Origin of the sequence: Kribbella koreensis, assembly GCF_039525325.1 — a bacterium.
In the GTDB taxonomy this organism is placed as follows: Bacteria; Actinomycetota; Actinomycetes; order Propionibacteriales; family Kribbellaceae; genus Kribbella; species Kribbella koreensis.
Window position 1 is genome coordinate 199,614 of the sequence record NZ_BAAAHK010000006.1, and the last position, 21,577, is coordinate 221,190.

23 protein-coding genes are annotated in these 21,577 nt (G+C 66.7%); 12 read left to right on the forward strand and 11 right to left on the reverse strand.

Features of this window, described 5'->3' with window-relative positions; all coding sequences use genetic code 11:
• Positions 1 to 291 precede the first annotated feature (291 nt).
• On the forward strand, positions 292 to 1,215 hold the full coding sequence (locus ABD116_RS13280) for an alpha/beta fold hydrolase (protein ID WP_343968570.1): 924 nt from the start codon (positions 292 to 294) through the stop codon (positions 1,213 to 1,215).
• A gap of 13 nt (positions 1,216 to 1,228) precedes the next feature.
• Here the strand turns inward: ABD116_RS13280 and ABD116_RS13285 are convergent, their stop codons facing one another.
• Together ABD116_RS13285 and ABD116_RS13290 are read right to left on the reverse strand one after the other, a co-directional pair.
• Complete coding sequence (locus ABD116_RS13285; RefSeq protein ID WP_343968572.1) at positions 1,229 to 2,215, reverse strand: hypothetical protein; 987 nt, start codon at positions 2,213 to 2,215, stop codon at positions 1,229 to 1,231.
• A 102-nt stretch (positions 2,216 to 2,317) separates the two neighbouring features.
• Positions 2,318 to 3,451, reverse strand: a complete 1,134-nt coding sequence (locus tag ABD116_RS13290; protein ID WP_425552087.1) for a glutathione S-transferase family protein — start codon at positions 3,449 to 3,451, stop codon at positions 2,318 to 2,320.
• A 44-nt stretch (positions 3,452 to 3,495) separates the two neighbouring features.
• On the opposite strand from ABD116_RS13290, the gene ABD116_RS13295 reads away from it, so the two are divergent.
• Complete coding sequence (locus ABD116_RS13295) at positions 3,496 to 4,275, forward strand: ABC transporter ATP-binding protein (RefSeq protein WP_343968574.1); 780 nt, start codon at positions 3,496 to 3,498, stop codon at positions 4,273 to 4,275.
• Positions 4,272 to 5,033: an ABC transporter permease gene (locus ABD116_RS13300; protein ID WP_343968576.1), complete on the forward strand. Its 762-nt coding sequence runs from the start codon at positions 4,272 to 4,274 to the stop codon at positions 5,031 to 5,033. The genes ABD116_RS13295 and ABD116_RS13300 overlap by 4 nt, the downstream gene beginning before the upstream one ends.
• An 81-nt stretch (positions 5,034 to 5,114) precedes the next feature.
• Here ABD116_RS13300 and ABD116_RS13305 read toward each other — a convergent pair whose 3' ends face one another.
• The gene (locus ABD116_RS13305; protein WP_343968578.1) at positions 5,115 to 5,525 is read right to left on the reverse strand and encodes an SRPBCC family protein; all 411 of its coding nucleotides are present in this window, start codon (positions 5,523 to 5,525) and stop codon (positions 5,115 to 5,117) included.
• Between the two features lie 15 nt (positions 5,526 to 5,540).
• Entirely contained in the window at positions 5,541 to 6,005 is a 465-nt protein-coding gene (locus tag ABD116_RS13310; protein ID WP_343968580.1) for an SRPBCC family protein, read from the reverse strand.
• Positions 6,006 to 6,187: 182 nt separating this feature from the next.
• On the opposite strand from ABD116_RS13310, the gene ABD116_RS13315 reads away from it, so the two are divergent.
• Positions 6,188 to 6,745, forward strand: a complete 558-nt coding sequence (locus tag ABD116_RS13315) for a hemerythrin domain-containing protein (protein WP_343968582.1) — start codon at positions 6,188 to 6,190, stop codon at positions 6,743 to 6,745.
• 145 nt (positions 6,746 to 6,890) lie between these two features.
• Complete coding sequence (locus ABD116_RS13320; RefSeq protein WP_343968584.1) at positions 6,891 to 7,097, forward strand: ANTAR domain-containing protein; 207 nt, start codon at positions 6,891 to 6,893, stop codon at positions 7,095 to 7,097.
• 3 nt (positions 7,098 to 7,100) lie between these two features.
• Here the strand turns inward: ABD116_RS13320 and ABD116_RS13325 are convergent, their stop codons facing one another.
• A complete protein-coding gene (locus tag ABD116_RS13325; RefSeq protein ID WP_343968586.1) occupies positions 7,101 to 8,159 on the reverse strand; it encodes an ABC transporter substrate-binding protein in 1,059 nt (352 codons plus the stop codon).
• A gap of 78 nt (positions 8,160 to 8,237) precedes the next feature.
• Positions 8,238 to 10,178 (reverse strand): DUF4832 domain-containing protein, encoded by a 1,941-nt coding sequence (locus ABD116_RS13330; RefSeq protein WP_343968588.1) that lies wholly within the window; start codon positions 10,176 to 10,178, stop codon positions 8,238 to 8,240.
• 114 nt (positions 10,179 to 10,292) lie between these two features.
• Here ABD116_RS13330 and ABD116_RS13335 point away from each other — a divergent pair, with 114 nt between their 5' ends.
• The 6 genes from ABD116_RS13335 to ABD116_RS13360 all read left to right on the forward strand — a co-directional run bounded on the left by ABD116_RS13335 (position 10,293) and on the right by ABD116_RS13360 (position 17,294).
• Positions 10,293 to 11,174: a carbohydrate ABC transporter permease gene (locus ABD116_RS13335; RefSeq protein ID WP_343968590.1), complete on the forward strand. Its 882-nt coding sequence runs from the start codon at positions 10,293 to 10,295 to the stop codon at positions 11,172 to 11,174.
• Positions 11,175 to 11,185: 11 nt separating this feature from the next.
• Complete coding sequence (locus ABD116_RS13340) at positions 11,186 to 12,073, forward strand: carbohydrate ABC transporter permease (RefSeq protein ID WP_343968592.1); 888 nt, start codon at positions 11,186 to 11,188, stop codon at positions 12,071 to 12,073.
• A gap of 36 nt (positions 12,074 to 12,109) precedes the next feature.
• On the forward strand, positions 12,110 to 13,453 hold the full coding sequence (locus ABD116_RS13345; RefSeq protein ID WP_343968594.1) for an ABC transporter substrate-binding protein: 1,344 nt from the start codon (positions 12,110 to 12,112) through the stop codon (positions 13,451 to 13,453).
• A 33-nt stretch (positions 13,454 to 13,486) separates the two neighbouring features.
• Complete coding sequence (locus ABD116_RS13350) at positions 13,487 to 14,986, forward strand: glycoside hydrolase family 36 protein (protein WP_343968596.1); 1,500 nt, start codon at positions 13,487 to 13,489, stop codon at positions 14,984 to 14,986.
• A 39-nt stretch (positions 14,987 to 15,025) separates the two neighbouring features.
• On the forward strand, positions 15,026 to 16,195 hold the full coding sequence (locus tag ABD116_RS13355; protein ID WP_343968598.1) for an ROK family transcriptional regulator: 1,170 nt from the start codon (positions 15,026 to 15,028) through the stop codon (positions 16,193 to 16,195).
• 187 nt (positions 16,196 to 16,382) lie between these two features.
• Positions 16,383 to 17,294, forward strand: a complete 912-nt coding sequence (locus tag ABD116_RS13360; RefSeq protein WP_343968600.1) for a sulfite exporter TauE/SafE family protein — start codon at positions 16,383 to 16,385, stop codon at positions 17,292 to 17,294.
• 170 nt (positions 17,295 to 17,464) lie between these two features.
• Here the strand turns inward: ABD116_RS13360 and ABD116_RS13365 are convergent, their stop codons facing one another.
• From ABD116_RS13365 to ABD116_RS13375, 3 genes are all read right to left on the reverse strand, one after another.
• Positions 17,465 to 18,094, reverse strand: a complete 630-nt coding sequence (locus ABD116_RS13365) for a DUF305 domain-containing protein (RefSeq protein ID WP_343968602.1) — start codon at positions 18,092 to 18,094, stop codon at positions 17,465 to 17,467.
• Positions 18,095 to 18,184: 90 nt separating this feature from the next.
• Complete coding sequence (locus ABD116_RS13370; RefSeq protein WP_343968604.1) at positions 18,185 to 18,859, reverse strand: hypothetical protein; 675 nt, start codon at positions 18,857 to 18,859, stop codon at positions 18,185 to 18,187.
• A 72-nt stretch (positions 18,860 to 18,931) separates the two neighbouring features.
• Positions 18,932 to 19,696, reverse strand: a complete 765-nt coding sequence (locus ABD116_RS13375; RefSeq protein ID WP_343968606.1) for an alpha/beta fold hydrolase — start codon at positions 19,694 to 19,696, stop codon at positions 18,932 to 18,934.
• 56 nt (positions 19,697 to 19,752) lie between these two features.
• On the opposite strand from ABD116_RS13375, the gene ABD116_RS13380 reads away from it, so the two are divergent.
• Positions 19,753 to 20,145: a winged helix-turn-helix transcriptional regulator gene (locus tag ABD116_RS13380; RefSeq protein WP_343968608.1), complete on the forward strand. Its 393-nt coding sequence runs from the start codon at positions 19,753 to 19,755 to the stop codon at positions 20,143 to 20,145.
• A 228-nt stretch (positions 20,146 to 20,373) separates the two neighbouring features.
• Here ABD116_RS13380 and ABD116_RS41790 read toward each other — a convergent pair whose 3' ends face one another.
• Together ABD116_RS41790 and ABD116_RS13390 are read right to left on the reverse strand one after the other, a co-directional pair.
• Entirely contained in the window at positions 20,374 to 20,685 is a 312-nt protein-coding gene (locus tag ABD116_RS41790) for an ATP-binding protein (protein ID WP_425552089.1), read from the reverse strand.
• A gap of 49 nt (positions 20,686 to 20,734) precedes the next feature.
• Positions 20,735 to 21,544, reverse strand: coding sequence for an alpha/beta fold hydrolase (locus ABD116_RS13390; RefSeq protein WP_343968610.1), 810 nt, complete (start codon positions 21,542 to 21,544; stop codon positions 20,735 to 20,737).
• Positions 21,545 to 21,577: the final 33 nt, after the last annotated feature.

Below are 21,577 nucleotides of genomic sequence, written 5' to 3' on the forward strand. Positions count from 1 at the left end.
GGCGTGGTGCCCACGGACCGGCTGCTCGATCGCCCGAGGCCGGGCGCCGTCCTCCTGCCTTATGCAGCCGACGGGCTCAGCACTCGAACGTCGTGGGCCCGGCGCCACGCCCAGCGGTCCGACCTCCCCGCCTGCTAAGCGCGACAGCCGTGCCGACCGGGGCACCGATCGCGATCACCTACGAGCGCTCTCCCCGTCGGCGAGCCACGCGGTCGCCTCCCGGACGGAGCAGTCCGGACCGTTGCTTTGTGCAACGGGATAGCCTCGGGGGGACTTGGATTGGAGTTCGTTTTGAGCCTCGTTCACCGCGAGTTGAGCGTCAACGGTCTGACCATGCACGTCGCCGAGCAGGGGGAAGGACCTTTGGTTCTGCTGCTGCACGGGTTTCCTGACAGTTGGTACGCCTGGCGGCACGTGATCCAGCCGCTGGCCGACGCGGGCTACCGGGTCGTCGCGCCGGACCAGCGCGGCTACGGCGGTACCGACGCCCCGCCTGACATCGCCGACTACTCCATCCTCCACCTGGTCGGCGACGTCGTTGCCCTGATCCACGCGCTCGGCGAGGAGAACGCAGTCGTGGTCGGCCATGACTGGGGCGCCCCGGTCGCCTGGCACACCGCGCTGCTACGGCCGGACCTCGTGCGTGGCGTCGCCGGATTGTCGGTACCTCCCACGCAGCGCGGCGGCGTACCGACGCTCACCTCGGTACGCGAGCACTTCGGCCCGGACTTCTATCAGCTCTACTTCCAAGAACCCGGTATCGCCGACGCCGAACTCAACGCCGACCTCCACACCAGCTTCCGCCGCGTGATGGGCGGCCTCGCCTCCCCGATCGCCGGCAACGGCTTCCTCGCCAGCACTCGCGAGGTCGACGAACTGCCGTCGTGGCTGACAGAGGACGACATCGACGAGTACGCCCGGCAGTACAAGCGCAACGGATTCACCGGCCCGCTCAACTGGTACCGCAACATGGACCGCAACTGGTCCCTCACCGCCGCCTGGCAGGGCGCGTTGATCACCCCGCCGGCCCTCTACATCACCGGCGGCGCCGACGTGGTCCGCACCTTCTATCCACCGGACTTCATCGACCAACTCCCCCAGATCGTCCCCAACCTCCGCGGCGTCCTCGACCTCCCCGACTGCGGCCATTGGATCCCCGAAGAACGCCCCACCGAGGTGACCGACGCCCTCCTCACCTTCCTCGGCGACCTCTAGGTCTGGCCCGCGGTCAGTTGTTCTCCGAGGTACCGGCGCCGTTCGAGGGGGTCAGCTCTCGGAGCACGCGGCGCTGGACGTCGAAGTCGGTGAACTCAGCGTTGTGCAGGGATCGCAGTACCTGGTCGAGCTCGAGCCAGTACTGCTCCTTCTCGGGCCAGGTCAGAGGCAGTACGGCGACTCGCGCGCGGGCACAGCGCAGCTCGAGGCGAAACCGCAGTACCGCGTGCTCTCCGTCGTACGCCGGTACGTCGGCCAGGCTCGCCGCAGCCGTCAACTCGGCCAGCAGCGCGGCGTGTGCATCGGTCGCCAGCGTCAGATCGGCGTCTCGATCGCGCGCAGCCGCGATGAGGTCGGCGAACTGTTGCAAAGCCAGCGCCACCAAGGCGATCACGCCGGTCTTGATCGCCTCGTTCATGACCGGGTCCCCGACCGCCAGAGCACCGAGCGGTGTCGCCGCGATCGCCATCCCGATCAGCAGCGTGAACCGCAGGATCACGCCGATCAGCCGGTCGAGCAGTGAGTGGTCGACCCCGATCTGGACCTGCTGCAGTTGATCCCGCAGCTCCTCGATCCCCTGCAACACCGCGGCCCGGTCATCGGGCCCGATCCCTCCGACCTCGGCCAGGCGGGGCAGCAGTTCGTCCACCAGCTGTGGCGAAATCCCGAGGAACTCAGCAACCTCACCGAGCGGCAACTCAGCCAACTCGGCTGCCGTCACGAGCTGCGGCACGGCCTTCCGGAACTTGCGGCGTGACCGTTTCCCGCCGCTGTCCCGCACATGCTTCGCCGCCTGCAGCAACATCAGATCAAGATCGGTCACCACATCCCGGAGCGCCGCCGCCGCGGTATTCGGCCGTCCGGCGGCCCGAGCCACCGCCCGCCGCTCCTCACTACTGAGCAGCCGGTTCAATCCAGGCGGCCCAGCCTGGGAAACCGCCCCCTTCCGCTGCTCCCGCACGTCGGAGTCCCCACCCGGCACCCCTGCGGGGGTATCCACCCCCTCCCCACCCTGAGCCGAAGCAACCTTGAACCACTCAGGACGATTCGATCCAGCCTGCGAGAAGCTCATAACCCAAGCCTAGGCCGCAACTGGGGGCCTTCAGCCGGCTCCGTGGCCCACCGGTACTTGCTCGCCGGCGCGGGTCGGCCCAGGCGGGGTGCCCTTGCCGAACGGGCTTCCACCCAACGACTCCCGCCCATGCGGCGTGAGCCAACCCGACAGCTCCGGCCCCTGGGGAACGATCTGCGTCGGATTGATCCCGGTGTGCACCACGTAGTAGTGCTCCTTGATCTGCACGAAGTCGACCGTGTCCCCGAACCCCGGCGTCTGAAACAGATCCCGCGCATACGCCCACAACACCGGCATCTCGGTCAGCTTGCTCCGATTGCACTTGAAGTGCCCGTGATACACCGCATCAAAGCGAACCAGCGTAGTAAACAGCCGCACATCCGCCTCAGTGATGGTCTCCCCCACCAGATACCGCCGGTCCCGCAGCCGCTCGGACAGCCAATCCAGCGCCACGAACAGCCGCTCGTACGCCGCCCCGTAAGCCTCCTGCGACGACGCGAACCCGGCGCGATACACCCCGTCGTTCACCTCGGTGTAGATGCGCTTGGCAACTTCATCGATCTCGTCCCGCAGGTGCACCGGGTAGAGCTCCGGCGCCCCCTCCCGCTGGTACGCCGTCCACTCCGTCGACAGATCAAGCGTCATCTGCGCAAAGTCATTGGTCACCACAGCGCCACTGGGCACATCAACAATCGCCGGCACCGTGATCCCCTTCGGGTACTTCGGATCCCGCTTGAAGTACGCATCCTGCAACCGGGGAATCCCCAGCACCGGATCCACCCCACCCGGATCAAGATCGAACGTCCAACTCCGCTTGTCATGCGTGGGCCCGCAAAACCCGACCGACAGCACATCCTCCAACCCCAGCAACCGCCGCACGATCACCGCCCGATGAGCCCAAGGACAAGCCCGAGCCACCACCAACCGATACCGCCCCGCCTCTACCGCAAACCCATCCCGCCCGTCCTCCGTAATCCGGGTCGCGATGTACCGGCTATCCCGCTCAAACTCCCCTTTGACCATCACCCCCCAAGCATCCCCTACCCCCGCATCCCCCACGCCCCCTCGCGTTTCGCTCCTCCTTCGCTCAACCCTCATTAGAGCGAGCGGCGAGGCGGCGCGGGGGCGCCGTGTCAGCGTCGTGTCAGGGGTGGTGGACAGCATGGCGGCATGAGCACATTGGTGAGCGCGACGGTAGGAGCGGTGTGATGACGGCACAGGAAGGCCCGGCGATCCAGGTACGGGGGCTGGAGAAGTCGTTCAAGGAGTTGCAGGTGCTGCGGGGTGTGGACTTCGAGGTCGCGCCGGGGAGCATCTTTGCGTTGCTGGGGTCGAACGGGGCAGGGAAGACGACGATCGTGCGGATCCTGTCGACGCTGCTGCGGGCGGACGCCGGTACCGCCGTCGTCAACGGCTTCGATGTCGCGGCCGAGCCGCTGCGGGTTCGGGAGTCGATCAGTCTGACCGGGCAGTTCGCGGCGGTCGACGAGATCCTGACCGGCCGGGAGAACCTGGTGATGGTGGCCAAGTTGCGGCACCTGAAGAACCCGGGTCAGGTGGCGGACGAGTTGCTGAGCCGGTTCAACCTCACCGACGCGGGTTCGCGGAAGGTCTCGACGTACTCCGGTGGTATGCGCCGGCGGCTCGACATCTCGATGAGCCTGATCGGTCAGCCGGAGGTGATCTTCCTCGACGAGCCGACGACGGGGCTCGACCCCGAGGCACGGCTCGACGTGTGGAAGGTGGTGCAGGAGCTGGCCAAGGGCGGTACGACGGTTCTGCTCACCACCCAGTACCTGGACGAGGCCGAGCAGCTGGCCGACCGGATCGCGGTACTTCACCAGGGCCGGATCATCGCCAACGGCACTCTCGCCGAGCTGAAGAAACTCCTTCCGCCGGCCAAGGTCGAGTACGTCGAGAAGCAGCCGACTCTGGAAGAGATCTTCCTCGCCCTCGTTGGGAACGACAGTGAAGAGGTCCAGGCATGACCACCCATTTCTTCGGCGACACCAGCGTCCTGCTGGGCCGGTCGCTGCGTCACATCTTCCGTAGCGCGGACACGATCATCACGACCGCGATCACGCCGATCGCGATGATGCTGCTGTTCGTGTACGTGCTCGGCGGGGCGATCAAGACCGGTACCGACCACTACGTCAACTACTTGCTGCCGGGCATCATGCTGATCGCGATCGCGTCGGGGATCGCGTACACGGCGGTCCGGTTGTTCACCGACATGAAGAGCGGCATCTTCGAACGGTTCCACTCGATGCCGATCGCCCGTTCGTCCGTGCTGTGGGCGCACGTGGTGACCTCGCTGGTCGCGAACGCGATCTCGGTCGTGATCATCGTGCTGGTCGGTCTGGTGATGGGATTCCGTACCTCCGCAGGCCCGCTGGCCTGGCTCGCGGTGGCCGGCATCCTGCTGCTGTTCACGCTGGCGCTCACCTGGATCGCGATCCTCGCCGGCCTGTCGGCCAAGTCGATCGACGGGGCTGCCGGCTTCTCGTACCCGCTGATCTTCCTGCCGTTCATCAGCTCGGCCTTCGTCCCCACCGACACGATGCCCGGCCCGGTCCGCGCCTTCGCCGAGAACCAGCCGGTCACCTCGATCGTCAACACCATCCAGCGCCTGTTCGCCGAACAGCCCGTAGGCAACGACATCTGGACAGCGCTGGCCTGGTGCCTGGGCATCCTGATCGTCGGTTACCTCTTCGCCCTCCGCACCTACCGCCGCCAGATCGCGTAAGCCGAGGCGACTGCGCGGGGACACCTGAAGGGCGAGGGCCGTGGGTATCACGGCACTCGCCCTTCGCCCCGCCGAGGCCGGTTAGCCGGCCTGGTTCTCGACGGATGACTTGATTCCGGCGAGGGTGTGTCGCAGGCCGTCGTCGATGGACGGCCCTTCGGCGTGGTCGGTGTGCAGGCGGACGGTCAGCAGTGAGGTTCCCTCTGCGGCAGGGCCGATGTCGAGCTCGCCGTGGTAGTCGTGCGCCCCCGTCGCTCCCCACTTCAGCTTCTTGCCCTCCTCGACCACCTCGATCCACGCCTTGCCCGAAACCTCACGCTGCGGACCACCCTCAGGCTGGATGACGGCGGCAACCTCGACCTGGTCGCCGTCGGTGCGATGAGCCTCGGTCATCTGCGGCAGATAGTCCGGCAGATGCTCGACGTCGGACAGGTATCCGAACAGAACCTGCGCGGACACCGCCACGGTCGTCGATGCCTCGTAGTCACCCATGCCGAGTTCCCTTCGTCATCGGGCGTCCGGGCGTTCGACGTCGCCGCGCCAGCCGCCGGTCTCCACACCGCGCTTCTCGATGAACTCCTTGAAGCTCAGCAGATCCCGCTTCACCCGTACGCCGATGAGCCCGGTCTTGTCGGCCACCTGCTCGGCGAATCCCTCCGGATCGAGATCCATCTGCGCCGTGACCCGCGTCGTGGTGTCACCCAGCCGATGGAAGGTGATGACCCCGGCATGCCGCGGCTCGGTGTCCGACTTCCAGGCGACCCGCTCCTCGGGGTGCTGCTCGGTGATCGTCGCGTCGAACTCCCGGGTCACCCCGGCCATACTCGTCACCCAATGCGTGTGGGTGGCGTCGAGTTGCTTGATCTCGTCGACCCCGTCCATGAACTCCGGGAACGACTCGAACTGCGTCCACTGGTTGTAAACCGCGCTGATCGGCGCCTCGACGTCGACCGATTCGGTGGTGTTGCCCATGAGTGCATTCCTCCAGTTGTGGTGTCCACAACCGGTACCCGCGCCCAGCCGGAGGAACCACGAACTTATGCACCGACGCCTCCGGGCGTACTTGCCCCGCGAGGATTGGGGCCGGGTACCGGCAGGTCTGATTCGCCGGCGTGAACCGCACGCCGGCTGCCACACCACCGAAGGGCCCCACTATGGCCGGCGATGTCGTCGATCTGATCATGCAGGACCACCGGGAGGTCGAGCGCCTCTTCGACGAGCTCAAGAAGCACCCGGAGAAGCGGAAGAACCTGGTACCTGTCCTGACCACCCTCCTCTTCGCCCACAGCCGCGCCGAGGAGGCCGAGGTCTATCCGGCCGCCGCGGCCGAAGCCGGCATCGCCGACGACGTCGAGCACAGCCAGGAAGAGCACATCGAGGCCGACCAGCTGCTCGAGAAGCTGGCCGCCATCGACCCTGACTCGGCAGCCTTCGACCAGGCCCTGGACAAGCTGGTCGAGGCGATCACCCACCACGTCAACGAGGAAGAGTCGAGCGTCCTCCCCGGCATGCGCGCCAAGCTGACCACCGCCCGCCTGACCGAACTCGGTGAGGCCTTCGCCGCCAGCCGCAAACAGCACCTCGGCGAGCAGCCCGAAGACGTCACCCGCGACCAGCTGCTGCAGCAGGCCCGCAACCTCGACCTCAGCGGCGCGTCAGCACTGGCCAAGGACGACCTCCAGAACAAGCTGCAGCAAGAAGCCAAGGACTGAGGGCAGAGCAGCCACGGCGTCAGCGGTACCTCCACGGCGCCGTACTGCTTGTTCTGGAATCTCTCGCAGGCCGCCGGTCACTCGGACAATCCGAACCGCTTAGGATCGGGCCACTGTCAGCGTCCAGAGTCCGGCGCCCGGGCCTTTGGCATGCCTGCGCGTAGGAGACTCCCTGCACCAAGCCGTCGACTCACGCAAGGAGGTCGGTCAGGCTGTCGGCCGCTTGATGGAGCGGTACAAGCTCGACGCGGTCCAAGCCTTCACCGTCCTCCAGCGCTACTCCCAGGACCGCAACCAGCGCCTCTCCATCGTCGCCCGCCACGTCATCGACACCGGCCGACTGCCTGAATAGCTCTCAGCTGGTGTGGAGGGTGCGGAAGTGGTTCAGGGACGCAGGATCGCGGTCGGCGATCTGGATCGGGGGTGTGGGCCATTGCCAGACGTTGATGCCGGGTACGCGGGTGAAGTGGATCTTTCCGCGGGTGCCGTCGACGGCGACGGTTGGCCAGGCGGCGGCGATGCGGGTGCGGTCGGGGCCGTGGGAGCGGAGTACGTCGGCTAGGACGGCGATCGTGTCGTAGCCCTCATACGCGACGAACGACGAGGCTTCGGGCAGGCGATCGAGGACTCGTGAGCCGAGCGGGGTCAGGTGTTCGGGAAGGTAGCGCAGGAACGGGACTGCCGTGCCGGATTCGCCGAGCAACGCCGCCCAGTCGGCGAACTCCGGCTGGCCGGCTGGGGCGCCCAGCACGAGGTTGGCCAGTCGCTGGTCGCCACGGATTGCTTTGACGATGGGGACGGCCGGCTCCGGGTGGCCGACCAGGAGGAGAAGAGCCGTCGCGTGGCTGGAGGCGAGGGCATCGCACAACACGAGGGGATCGCTCGCGTCGAGTTCGATGACGGTACCGCCGTGGGCGGCGAAGTGCTCCTGCAGAATGCGGGTCCCGGTGAGCCAGTAGACGCTGGGCTGAGTGGTTACTGCGATGCGAGTATGGCCCTCTCCGAGCAGGTAGTCGGCGTAGAGCCGCCAGCCCCGGGACTGCGGCGGAGCGAGTCGAGCGACCCAGTCCGTAGGTGCTGACGTGAGGTCGTCGAGGACTGCCGACGAGCAGAGGAAAGGCACCTCCAGCGCATCGGCTCGGGCAGCGACCGCGCGGGCGACGACGCTGTGATACTCCCCCGCCAAGGCGGCAACACCCAACGCCGCCAACTCATCGACCGCCGCTGAAGCCCGAGGCGGGTCGGCAGCGGTGTCTCGGACCTGAAGTTCGAGCGGGCGGCCGGCGATACCACCAGACGAGTCCACGTCCCGGACAGCGAGCTCCATCCCAGCAAGCAAACTCCGGCCCGCGGAGGTCCAGCCAGGTTGGGTCAACGGCGTCAGTACGCCGATCTGGAGGGCAGGTGCGGGCATACGGACTCCCGAGGAGAGAAGGCCCGACCCAGGGCTGCCAGGCTTCAGGAAACCTAGCAGCCGTGGGGTGCGGCCCAGCTATCCGACGACCACCCGATCGATGTCCGGTGCCCAACCGGCGGAGTTGCTGAAGGAGATGGTGTTGGCACCACCGGATTGCAGGGTCCGAGTCACCGTGACCGAGCCGACCGTGTTCCAGTCGGCAGTGGCCGGGAAGGTGACGGACTGACCGTTGACGGTGGCGGTGCGGGCGACAGCAGACGCGTAGTAGATCGTGATCGGCTTGGCGCCGCCGGTACCGCCGTTGACACCCGAGATCGACAACGTACCGAGGTTGTTGCCGATGTACCCGACCTTCGAACCGCCCGAGCAAGCGGAGCACGACGAAACGACCGCCCCACCCGCCAGGCTGCCCGCCTCGGCCTCATAGCTGGTGGGCACGCTGCCGCCCGTACCAACCGTGACGGCCCCCAGCCCGACCCACCCGTCGGCGTTCTGGGTCGCGTTGGCGAAGCGCAGTTTCTTGGCGTTGGCCGAGGTCGCCTCGAGCGGGTTCTTCACCCGCAGTACCCATTGATAGTTGCCCTGGGCCACGTTTGCCAGGTTGACCGGCGTCTGGAAGTACTGCGGATAACCGAAGTCGCGGTACGTCGGATCCGCACCGACGTTCCAGTCCGGGAACGCCCGGATCTTCAGCGGCTGGATCGTCCGCAGATCCCAGTTCGTGTCCCAGCTCTGCACGACCGTACCGGCACTGTTCTTCAACCCCACCGTCACCTTCCACGGGTAGTAGAAGGGCGCGACGCCGGTGTTGCTGATCTGTACGCCGAGGTTGGTCGTCCCGCTGGCCGTGTTCTGGAAGTAGGCCTTGTTCACGGTGAGGTTGTAGCCCATCAGCCGGACCGCGGCGGCCACGTTGGCGTTGCCCGACGAGTAGCTGGCCGACTGCTCGTTGATCTTCCAAGTGGTGTGCTCCAGTTCGATACAAGCCTTCATGTTGTCGACCGCACCCGAGCCGCCCGGCCAGTTGTCGAAGGCGGCGGTTTGGATCTCCGGCCGCACCTCACCACCCATCGAGTCGTTGATCCACTTGTTCTCGGTTCCGGTACCGAGGTTGCGCTGCAGTTGCGAGTACGACGCTCCGCCCAGCGACTGTGGCAGCGTCACCCCGGCGAGCGGCGACCCTTCCCGGTAGCAGAACGAGTCGTCGTGATACCCGACATCCCGGCTGTTCGCCGCCCCGCCGGCCGCATCGGGATAGCGGATCTCGAGCTTGGTCGTGCTGAACGCGTTGTCGTAGGCGTTGACGATCTGCGCACCGTTCGCGTCGGTCGGCATGTAGTTCGGCAAGCCGTCGGACGTGTCGGTGTCGTACGGCCAGGTGTGCCACTCGCCCCAGAGCCCGATCAGGCCGAGATGGACGAACCCGAGTCGCGGGTCGCCGTCGTACCGGGCCCCGAACGCGGCGATGAAGTTCTTCAGCGCGTTCACCAGGTACGGGCTGTCGTAGTCGGGTTCGGTGACGTTCCAGTAGGTGTCGGTCCGGTAGTTGACCTGGCCGTTGAAGCAGGACGGGATCGCGTTCGCCGGATGGCTGCCGGTGCCGCCGGGATAGACCATGTAGAAGCGGATCGCGGCCTGGTTCCCCTGCGCGGCCGTCTCGGCCAGCATGTTGTCGAGGATGCTCCAGTTGTAGCTGCCGCAGTTCGCGGCGTTCGTCATCACCTCGGACAGGCCGAAGTAACCCCACGTCAGCGCGTGCGGGTAGCCGGTGTTCTGGTTCGCGCCCGGCGAGTAGAAGCGCGCGAACCCCTTGAGTGGATTGTCGAGCGGGCCGTCGGCGGCCTGCAGAGTGTGCGCCTGCAGGGCCGGATCGGGACTGGCCGGTGGCGCGGGCCGGGCAGGCGGTCCGGCCGGAGCCGCGCCGGCCGGGGTCACCGCCGCGACGCTCAGGCTGAGCGCTGCCGTGACGGCGGTGAGCGCGGCCAGCAGGCGGCGGCCGCGGATACGAAGGGGCATGGCTTCTCCTCGGGGCGAATATGAAGAAGTGTTGACAAACTTCCGAATAACTACATCATTAATCCAGAGCGAGCCACCTGACAAGAGTTCGCCGGAGCCGATCGAGGGACAGCAATGGGCCAAGCCAGACAACGGGACGACCGGCGGGTCGCATGGTGGTTCGTCGCGCCGGTCCTGGTGGGATTCGCCGTCTTCTACGCCTATCCGGCGGTCCGCGGCGTCTGGTACTCGCTCACCGACTACACGATGCTCGGTACGCCGTCGTTCGTCGGCGCGGAGAACTACACCGACCTGCTGGCCGACCGGCAGTTCTGGAGCTCGATGCTCGTCACGGCGTACTACGTCGTGCTCAACATCAGCTCGCAGACCGTGCTGGCCCTGGTCGTCGCGGCCCTGATGCACAGGCTGACCCGTTCGGTCGTACTCCGGGCAGCACTACTCCTGCCCTGGCTGGTGCCCAACGTGACGATCGGCCTGCTCTGGATGTGGTTGCTGGACACCAATCTCGGACTCGTCAACCATCTCCTGCACGCGGTCGGCCTCGGCCCGGTCGGCTTCTTCACCGACGCGCACTGGGCGATGCCCGCGGTCGCCGGGATCAACACCTGGGCCTACACCGGATACACCGCGCTCCTCCTGTACGCCGGAATGCTCCAAATCCCGCAACACCTGTACGAGAGCGCGTCGATCGACGGGGCCGGCGAACTGCGGATCTTCGCCCGGATCACCATGCCGCTGCTGCGACCGGTGCTCGCGCTGGTACTGGTCGTGTCCCTGATCGGCTCGTTCCAGATCTTCGACACCGTCGCCGTCACCACCAAGGGCGGGCCGGTGTCCGCGACCCGGGTCATCTACTTCTTCATCTACCAGCAGGCCTTCAGCTATTTCCACATGGGCTACGCGGCCGCCGCGGCGGTCTTCCTCGCGCTCGTGCTCGGAGTGTTCACCTTCGTCCAGCTCCGCCTGCTCCGGGCGTCGAGTTCGGACCTGGCATGAGAGGCGCAGCGATGAGATCGTCCAACCGCCGGACCCCGGGACGCGTCCTGGCCTGGGTCTTCCTGGCCGTCTTCCTGCTCGCGACGATCTTCCCGTTCTACTGGATGATCCGCACCGCGCTCACCCCGGCGGCCGACCTCTACAACGACAGCAGCTCGCTGCTCCCCCATCAACCGACGCTGATCAACTTCGCCCGAGTACTCGGTCTGACCACCGAGGCGGAGGCGAGGGCGGCGGGTGGTTCGGGCGCACACCTGGACTTCGGCCGGTACCTGCTGAACTCGGTGATCTACTGCGGGCTGATCGCCGGCGTGCAGACCCTGCTCTGCTCGATGGCCGGATACGCCTTCGCCCGGCTGCGGTTCCCCGGTCGCGATCTCGCCTTCACGCTGCTGGTCTCCGCGTTGATGGTGCCGCCGATCTTCACCCTGCTGCCGAACTTCATCCTGGTCAAACAGCTCGGCTGGATCAACACGATGGCCGGTATGGTCGCGCCGACGATCCTGATGACCCCGTTCGCGGTCTTCTTCCTGCGCCAGTTCTTCCTCTCCCTGCCCCGCGAGGTCGAGGAGGCCGCCATCCTCGACGGCGTCGGGCCGTGGGGAATGTTCTGGCGGGTCGCGATGCCGATGAGCCGTGGGCCGCTGATCACGATCGGTCTGACCACCACCGTCTGGGCGTGGAAGGACTTCCTCTGGCCGTTGCTGGTCGGCCGGGGCGAGGAACACCGCCTGGTGACCGTCGCCCTGGGCGTGTTCCTGCAGCAATCGCCCAACACCCAACCGGACTGGACCGGCCTGATGGCCGCTTCCACCCTCTCGGTCCTACCCGTCCTGCTGCTGCTCGTCTTTCTGGGGAAGCGACTGGTGCAGTCACTCAGTTTCACCGGCGGCAAGTAGCTCCTTGCCGTCAGCAACCATTCATCGGAGGACGTCATGAACCGCATCACCCTGGGCGCAGCAGCGCTGGCCCTCTCGCTGACCGCCCTGACCGGGTGCACCTCGAGCGACGATTCCGGATCCGGCGGCGCGGTGACGCTGGAGTACTGGCTGTGGGACGACAACCAGAAGGCGTCGTACCAGGCGTGTGCCGACGCGTTCCACACCGCGAACCCGGACATCACGGTCAAGATCACCCAGACCGCCTGGGCGCAGTACTGGCAGAACCTCACCACCCAGCTGGCCGCTGGTGACGCGCCGGACGTGTGGACCGACCAGGCGTCGTACTACCCGCAGTTCGTCACCAGCAACCAGATCCTCGACATCCAGCCGTTCGTCGATCGCGACAAGGTCGACCTGTCGCAGTACCAGGCCGGGCTGGCGGATCTGTACGCCAAGGACGGCAAGCGGTACGGCCTGCCGAAGGACTGGGACACGATGGCGCTGGTCTACAACACCACGCAGCTCAAGGCACAGGGCATCGCGCCGGCGGAGCTGGAGAACCTCACCTGGAATCCCTCCGACGGCGGCACCTTCGAGCAGCTGATCGCCAAAGCGACCGTCGACGAGAAAGGGCGCAACGGGCTGGACCCCTCGTTCGACAAGTCGAAGATCAAGACCTATGGTTTCCTGCCCGAGTGGGCCGACGGGTCGCAGGGGCAGAACGGCTGGGGGAACCTTGCCGTCAGCAACGGGTTCGAGTTCCTCGACAAGAATCCTTGGGGCACGCGGTACAAGTACGACGACCCGAAGCTCGCCGCGACCATCGACTGGTTCAAGTCGCTCATCGCCAAGGGGTACGCTCCCCCGCTGGACAAGGCCTCGACGCTGTCGCGCGATGCCCTGCTCAGCGCCGGGAAGGGCGCCATCACCTTCGCCGGTTCGTGGATGATCAACAGCTACCTGGCCGCGGACGCCAAGGTGAAGTTCGCGTTCGCGCCGCTGCCGACCGGACCGCAGGGACGCAAGACGGCGATCAACGGCCTGTCGGACGCGATCAACGCCGGTACCGAGCACCAGGAGCAGGCGTGGAAGTGGGTCAAGTTCCTCGGCTCGGCCGACTGCCAGAACATCGTCGGTGGTAACGGCGTCGTCTTCCCCGCGATCACCGCCGCCGGTGACAAGGCGCTGGCTGCGCACAAGGCGAAGGGCCAGAACGTGCAGGTCTTCGTCGACGAGGCCAAGGCGCCCGGCGGGACCTTCTTCCTCCCGGTCAGCGAGCACGGGAACGAGATCTCCCAGCTGGTCCAGGACGGGATCCAGTCCGCGGTACTGGGCCAGTCCGACTCGGCGACGGCTTTGAAGAAGGCCAACGACCAGGTCAACGCTCTGTTCAAGTAGCCACGTATCTAGCGCTCAAGTAGAAGGAAGAGCATGACTCTGCTCCTCGATGTGGCCGGACACACCCTCGCTCTACGCCACGACGGACCAGGCGTTCCGCGCGCCGCCGATGGAGGCATCATCCTCCCGGCGGGGCGGGTCGCCCTCCTGCACGACCTCGGAGACGGCCTGTTCTACCGGCACGGACAGAACTCCTGGAGCCCCTGCGGCTGGCGCCGGTTGTCCGACCAGCCGCTGCGGATCGCCAATCCGGTACGCCGAGTGACGGCCGACGACGACGCGTGGGACGACCCCTGTCGCCACCACTCGTCGGCCGTCGCCGCTCTCCAGGGAGAGGACGGAAGCGTCTTGCTGCTTGGCGCGCTGGGCCTGGGGGTGCCGCGGTTGACCGCCGATCGCGACACGTTGGCTGGGTGGTACGAGACGGGCGCCGCGCCCTGGTTCATTGCCTATGGCCCCGAAGAGGTCGTGTTCGCGGCCTATGCCCGGCAGCTCGCCGAGGCTTTGGGGCACGGGCGGAACCGGGCGGGGAACGTGTGGTGTTCCTGGTACGCGTACTACGAGGACATCACCGAGGAGCAGCTCACCAAGGACATCGAGGCGCTGGACGGGTTGCCTTTCGATGTCGTACAGGTCGATGACGGCTGGGAGGAGATGGTCGGCGACTGGTACGCCAATGGCAAGTTCCCTTCCGGCATGAGCGCGCTGGCTTCGCGAATCTCGGATGCCGGTATGGCGCCGGGGTTGTGGGTGGCGCCGTTCATCGCGCTCCCCTCCTCCCGGATCGCCCTTGAGCGTCCCGAGCTGTTGTTGCGCGATGTGAGTGGTGCGCCGGTTGTTGCCGGGTACAACTGGGGTACTGGGTACTACGCGCTCGACGTCACACTGCCGGCTGTGCAGGAGCATCTCGTTGAGCTGACGCAACGGCTCGTCCACGAGTGGGGGTTCCGGTACCTGAAGCTTGACTTCATCAACGCGGCGGCAGCGCCCGGCGTACGGGCTAATGGTGCTGGGCGTGAGGAGGCCTATCGTGATGCGCTGGAGTTGATCCGCCGGACTGCGGGCGATGATGTGTACCTGCTGGGCAGCGGTGCGCTGCTGCTGCCGTCGCTCGGGCTGCTCGACGGGCTACGCAGCGGGCCGGATGTCGCGCCGATGTGGCAGAACTACGCCAGCGACGATCCGTCCGACGCGATGGCCCGCAACGCGGTCGTCAACACGCTGCACCGGCTGTGGCAGGCGCCGCTGGCCGAGGTCGATCCTGATGTCGTCTACTTCCGCAGCCGATTGAACCTGCTGACCGAGCAGCAGCAGGAGTGGCTGCGCGATCTCGCCGACATCTGCCGGTTCCGGGCGGTGTCCGATCCGCCTTCCTGGCTGCGACCTGACGAGTTGCAGGCGATGAACGAGTACTTGAGTAGTACGCCGCGGATCGAGCGGGTCGGGCGGTACCGGTACCGGATCGACGGGCGGGACGTCGACTTCACGCCCGCGGTCGGTCCGCAGAGCGGGTCTGCCTATCCGATCAGTTGATAATGTTGCCGAGATGGCAACACGAAGGAGCGACCAGCCGTGACAGATGGCGCCGTCGCCGGCGTGGACCTTCCGCGGCTGCGCGAACTCAACTCGCTGACGATCGTCCGGGCGCTTCGCGATCACCCGCCGTCGACGGTGACGGAACTGTCGCAGCGCACCGGGCTGTCGCGTCCGGCCGTCGATTTGATCGCTCAGAACCTGGTGGCCGATGGCTGGGCGACCGTGATCGAGGCGGGTACCAGTAGTGCGGTGGGGCGGCCGGCACGGCGGTACCAGTTCCGTAGTACCGCCGGCTATGTTCTCGGCGTCGATGTCGGCGTACACAAGGTGCTCGCACTGGTCGCCGACCTGAACGGCGAAGTCCTCCACAGCCACCGAGCCGCCGTCGCCGCGGACGCCGACCCTCAGGCACGACTCGCGGCGCTCGACGAGGCGATCGAGGAATGCCTCACCGCCACGAAGAAGAAGCCTGCGGATGTCTGGGCCGTCACCATCGGTGTCACCGGCCCGGTCGACTCCTCCGGACGTACCTCCCTCTTCACCCCGCTCCCCGGCTGGGACCAGGTCGACCTGCCCGCACACCTGGCCGGCCGTTTCTCCTGCCCGATCATCGTCGAGAACGACTGCAAACTCGCGGCCCTCGCCGAGCGCTGGAAGGGGGCCGCCAGCGACGCGAGCGACGTCATCTACGTCCTGGCCGGCATGCGCATCGGCGCCGGCCTGATCCTCGACGGCGTACTCCGCCGCGGCTACGGCGGCGCCGCCGGCGAGATCGGCGCCCTCAAACAGGTCCGCTGGCTAGCCGCCCCCTCCCACCTCGAGAACTGCCCCGGCGTCCCCGCCAGCGTCAGCCCCGACGACGCCGCCGCCTGGGTCTTCGAAGCCGCCCGCCACGGCGACCGAGCCGCCAAAACCGCTGTCTCCCGCTACGTAAAAGACCTGGCCGTAGGCGCCGCAGCTCTAGTCCTAGCCCTGGACCCCCAGGTAGTCATCTACGGCGGCGGCTTCTCCCGCTCCGCAGACCTAGTCCTAGCTCCCCTAACCGCCGAACTCCAACGCCTCTGCCTCCGAGTCCCCGAAGTCCGAGCCTCCACCCTCGGCGCCGACTCAGTCGCCCTAGGCGCAATCCGCCTAGCCCTCAACGAACTGGACAACCGCCTCTTCTCCACCACGCTCTCCTCCCCCGCAGCCCCCACCGTCCGCTGAACCACCCCACGCTGCCTCACCTGCTCGCTCCTCCGCCGCTCGCCGCCTCGGCGCTCCCACCCGCGCTGGGTATGCGCTCTTCCGTCGCGCGAATGCGAGAGTAGGCACTCGCTTGTCGAGGGCGGCTGTCCGATGAGGGCGCTGCGAGCGTGACGGGCCGGGCGCAGTCCGGCCAGCGTGGTTGGGCATGCGCGGCGAATCCCTTGATGCGGGGGCGAGTCGCGCGGGCAACGAGCAGCTACTGGTACAGCTCGACGGTGCGGTTAGTGATGCGTCGTTGCATGCCCACCCGTTGCCCGGCCAGGGCTACATCGAGCAAGGCTTCCGTCTCAGCCCGATGGCCTCGATCGTCTGCGAAGCTCACGTCATGACGCATGAGGTGTTGCTGGCTGCACTCCTGGTCGTGGCGTCGTTCGCTACTGCGTTGTTGTCGGCCATTGCGGGCTTCGGTGGTGGGGTGCTGCTGTTGCCGGTGTTCGTCGCGGTCTTCGGTCCTCGCGACGCGGTCGCCGTCCTCACCGTTGCGCAGCTGGCCAGCAACGGGAGCCGGGTCTGGTTCAACCGTCACGAGATCGACCGGCGTCTGGTGATGATCTTCGCCGCCGGCGCAGTACCTGCTGCTGTGGCCGGTGCACTGCTTCTAACCACTGCACCGCTCCAAGCACTGACCCGGATCATCGGAGTGTTTCTGCTCGCGATGGTTGTCTGGCGCCGGATCCGCCCGAACGCAGCGCGAGTCGGCGACCGCGGATTCGCCGCACTCGGTGCCGCATCCGGATTCGGATCCGCACTCGTCGGCAGCGTCGGCCCCATGGTCGCCCCGTTCTTCCTCGCCCGCGGCATGGTCCGAGGCGCCTACATCGGCACCGAGGCCGCCTCCGCAGTCGTCATGCACCTCACCAAACTGATCGTCTTCGGCGCAGCAGCCGTCCTCACTTGGCGTACCGGACTAATAGGCCTCGCCCTCGCACCCGCAGCAGCCGGCGGCGCCTGGGCCGGCAAGAAGATCCTCGACCGCCTACCCGTCACCATCTTCGTCATCCTGGTCGAAGCCGGCCTCATCATCTCCGGCCTCCTCCTCGTGGTCACTGGCGGCTGACCTAGGCCGAGTTGCCAAAGGTTTGTGAGCCGGGCGCCCCAAATTGCGGCGCCGACCGCCGTCTCACAGCACGGACCACGGCGACAGCGCAACCCTGTCCATCCGGAGCGTGACGGCAGACGCCGGACGATGTGGTGCGTCGGCGTCTGCCGTCGGGAATCAGCGGTGGGTCAGTTGGCCGGGAGGCGGCCGAGTAGGCGCTGCATGATGGCGATCTCGCGGTTCTGGTCGGTTTGGATCTTCTTCGCCAAAGCGATCGCGTCGGCGTTCTTGCCGGCGGTCTGTTCGGTCTTGGCCATGGTGATCGCGCCCTTGTGGTGCTCGATCATCATCTCGGTCCACATCCGGTCGAACATCGCGCCCTGGGCGTTGCCGAGGTCGGACATCTCGTCCTCGGTCATCATCCCGGGCATCGATTCGTTGCTGTGATCGTGGTGGTTTGCGACCGGCACGGGCTTGCCCCAGCCGGTCAGCCAGCCGGTGAGGGTCTTGATTTCGGGATCCTGTGCCGACTTGATCGCCAGGGACAGCTTCCTGACCTCGGCTGTGGTTGCCTTGCGGGCGCCCATCGTCGCCATCTGCACGGCCTGCTGGTGGTGAGGGATCATCTGGGTGGCGAACGCGACATCGGCGTCGTCGAAGTCTCCGGCCGTACTGGTCGAAGCACTGGCTGACGGGGTGCCGTGGTTCATGCCGGGCATGGAGCCGCTGTCGGTGTCGTCGCCGCACGCGGACAGGGTGAGGCTGCCCAAGACGATCAGGGCCGTCGGGGCAGCGGTCTTCCACAGGTGGTGTCGCATAGTTGAGTCCTTGTCGTCGAAGCTGAACAACTGCGTGAATCCGGGCGCCGCCTTCAAGGCGATCGCACCCGGTAGTGGGCAGAGTTCGGCCTACGTCCGCAGAACGCAGAGCTTCGACAAGACCGGTCGGCACCAGAGCGGTGACGGGTCGTCAACCGCCACGAGGACCGGGGAGCCGGTCAGCTGGACCGGGTGTGCAGCGGTGAGGCTGCACCGGGCGAGAGCGACGATCAGCGCGAGCAGGAGCGCGACGAGCATCCCCAGGCAAACATCGTCCATCGCGTGGATATGGCCGTGGCCGTCCGGCCGCGCGGTCAGCTCGAGCGAGGACTCGACGTGCCCGGAAACACCAATCATGGCGGGGTTGTACGCGTGCCCATGATCTGCCGAGTACGACGCAGCCGACGCACCGGCCTGCGGCTGACCAGGTACCGGCGATTCGGTACCGAGGAAGGCCGACTGTCCTGGCGGGCTGCCTGCCATCTGATGGCCGACCGCCATCGCGGCGTCGTGATTTCCGGTCAGGCCGTGCATGGCGAACACACCTGCCAGGAGCAGCACGGCGATCAGAGCCCTGACGGACCCTCGTCGTGTGCACCAGCGCAGGCAGTTCATCGCCCCAAGCCTAGCCAGGACGTCCTCGCCGAACCTGGCATGGGCTACCGCTTCTAGCCGTGAGCCGGCCAATTCGGTGAAGTCTGGTCTTGCCTCGGTCCAGTAGCTGAACGTGCCGGCGACGAGTGCATCGAGAGGAGCGGGACCCATAAAGGCGATGACTGGCTGATCAAAGCTCAGGAGATTCGCTCCCGACGACTACCGCCGGCTCGGATTGAACGATCAGTCAGCGTCGAGCCACGGGATCAGCGCCGCCAGCAGGCGGTCCGGTGCGTCCAACGGGATCAGGTGGCCGCAGTCGTCGAGCTGGATCGAGGTGAGGTCGTCGGCGAAGGGAACGAGTTGCTTCGCCAGGGTCTGGCCGACCGGGTGGGAGCCGATGGCAAGTACGGGAACCTTGAGGCCCCGGGTGGGGAGGAGCTCGGCCAGCTCCTCCGCAGTACGGGACCTCGCCCGGTAATGCTCGAAGGCGCCGGCAAGCGCTGACTCTCCTTGGTAGGAAGCGGCGAAGGCATCGGTGAGTTCGGAGCCGATCCCCTCCCCACTGACCGTCCCGGCGCGAAGGAACCATTCGATGTACTCACGCTCATGACCGACCAGCACCCTCTCAGCCAAGCCAGGCACTTGGTGGAAGCCGAACCACCACGGCAAGCCGTTCTGCGTGAACGCCTCTGCTCCCGCAACGCCTGGCAACACCATTTCCATCACAGCAAGCCGCTGCGTACGGTCCGGACGCTGCAACGCGAACCCGATCGCCGCCGCGACACCCGCATCGATCCCGACCATCGTCGCGCTCTCGATATCGAGATCGTCGAGCAAGCCTTCGAGGCGTTCGGCCAACTCGAGTGCCGAACCGCCGGTGACGAGATCAGGCGCGACCACCCGGTGCGTCTGCGCGAGCCGGGGCGTGATCCGGTCCCACAGCCGATACGTATGCGGAAATCCGTGCAGTAGAACGACAGCTGACCCGGTACCGACGTCGATCACGAGGCTCCTCTGATTACCTTGGCTACCTGATGAACGCTACGAACCTCGGAGGAAGCATGGAAGACGGCACTTCCGCGCCACCAGGTCACTCGGGGGTAACCACCCCACGCGGCGACCTGTTCAACCCTGCTTGCCCGACCCGGCAACTGCTCGACCGCATCGGCACCAAATGGGTCGCGATGATCGTCAAAACCCTCGCCGAATCAGGCGAACTCCGGTACGCCGACCTCAAACGCCGCACCCCCGGCATCTCGGCCAAGATGCTCGCCCAGACACTGCGCGGACTGGAGAACGACCACCTCGTCGTACGCCGAGTCGAGCCGACCGTTCCACCCGCGGTCTCCTACTCCCTGACCCCACTCGGCCAGAGCCTCGACCAACCTCTCGCAGCCCTACGCGACTGGGCCGAAACCCACATGCCCGAGATCAACCGCGCCGCCCGACCCTGAGCAGCAGCTCGGCGAGCTCAGCAAGCATCGTGATCATGCACTCATGCCCGGTCGGCAGCTCCCACACCCGCGCCGGGTTACCGTTCGGCTGAACCGCACCGACCGGACGACGCGTGGCTGCGGAGGTTTCGTCCGACACCGCTTGTTGGCGAGTTCTGACACCGCCGGGCACGTGTCGGTGCCGCGGATGTTGGTTTGCGTCGACACCGCTTCCGCGCCCGACGGGTGTCAGGTTGTCCGCTGCCTTGTGGCTTGGGCCAGACGGTAGGAGTCGGTGCCGGTCTCGAGGATGGTGCCGCCGAAGGTGAGTCGGTCGACGATGGCTGCACATAGCCGGGGGTCGGTGAAGGTCTTGGTCCAGCCGCCGAAGGACTCACTGGACGCGATCGCGACCGAGGCCTTCTCCTCACGTGCTGCGCAGGGCTTCGGTGGGCGGTACTGAGTCGGCCCGGAGTGCGGGGTACGACCGACGACGGAGCCGCCGCCGACGACATCAACCTCGACACCACCTGTCCCCCGTGTCCCTGGCGCGACGAAGATCTGCTTGCGCGGTGCCTAATCGGTCTTCCCGCAACACCTCGCGGGCCCCTCAGTGTTCGCTGAAGAACCGTAGCAACAGCGGGCCGACGGTCTGTGGGTCGACGACGTGATCCGGCCCCTCGAGGGTCTCCCGTTGAGCGTGGGGTAGTAGGTCTGCAAGCTCGTCGGCTGCGCGGTCGAAGAAGTCCGAGGGCAGGCCTGCCATATAGGGGACCGTGATCGGTCCTCCGGTGGTGACCAGGACCGGTTGGGTGACCGTTGCCAGTCGATCGGCCGGCAGTTGGTAGCGGTTGACGAAGACGCTGTCGTGGACCAGCGTGGGCGCGAGGGCGACCGAATGCGCCCAATGCGCCGTCTGCTTGCCTGCCGCTTTCCTGGCCGCGATGTTGTCGTCGGAGGCGCCGCTCAAGCGCATGAACAGTTCGAGAACCTCCTCGTCTCGCCCGGCGTCGAAGGCGCGTCGGGTGTCCGCGACGTACTCCTCGAATCGCTGGCGGATGTCGTCCCCGACCGCGTAGGGCACCTCCCACACGGCGATCGTGTCGATGGCTGACCCGGCCGCGGCCGCTTCCAGCGCCAGCGCGCCGCCTGAGGACGCCCCGAACAGGTGTGCCGAGCCGCCCGCCTCCGCGATCAACGCATCCAGGTCCTCGATCTCCCTTTCCACGGCGTACGGCTCGGTGAAGCCGCTCGCGCCGCGTCCCCGACGGGCATAGTTGTAGACCGTGAAGTGCTCGGCGAGAGCCGGCGCCAAGGGAGCGTTCTCCACCCCCTCGTCGAGTGCTCCGCCCACCAGAATGACGGCCGGACCGCTTCCCTTCCGGTCGTAGGCGATGGTGGTGCCATCGTTTGATGTCACGCGAAAGGCCATCTCGTTCATCTCACATCTCCG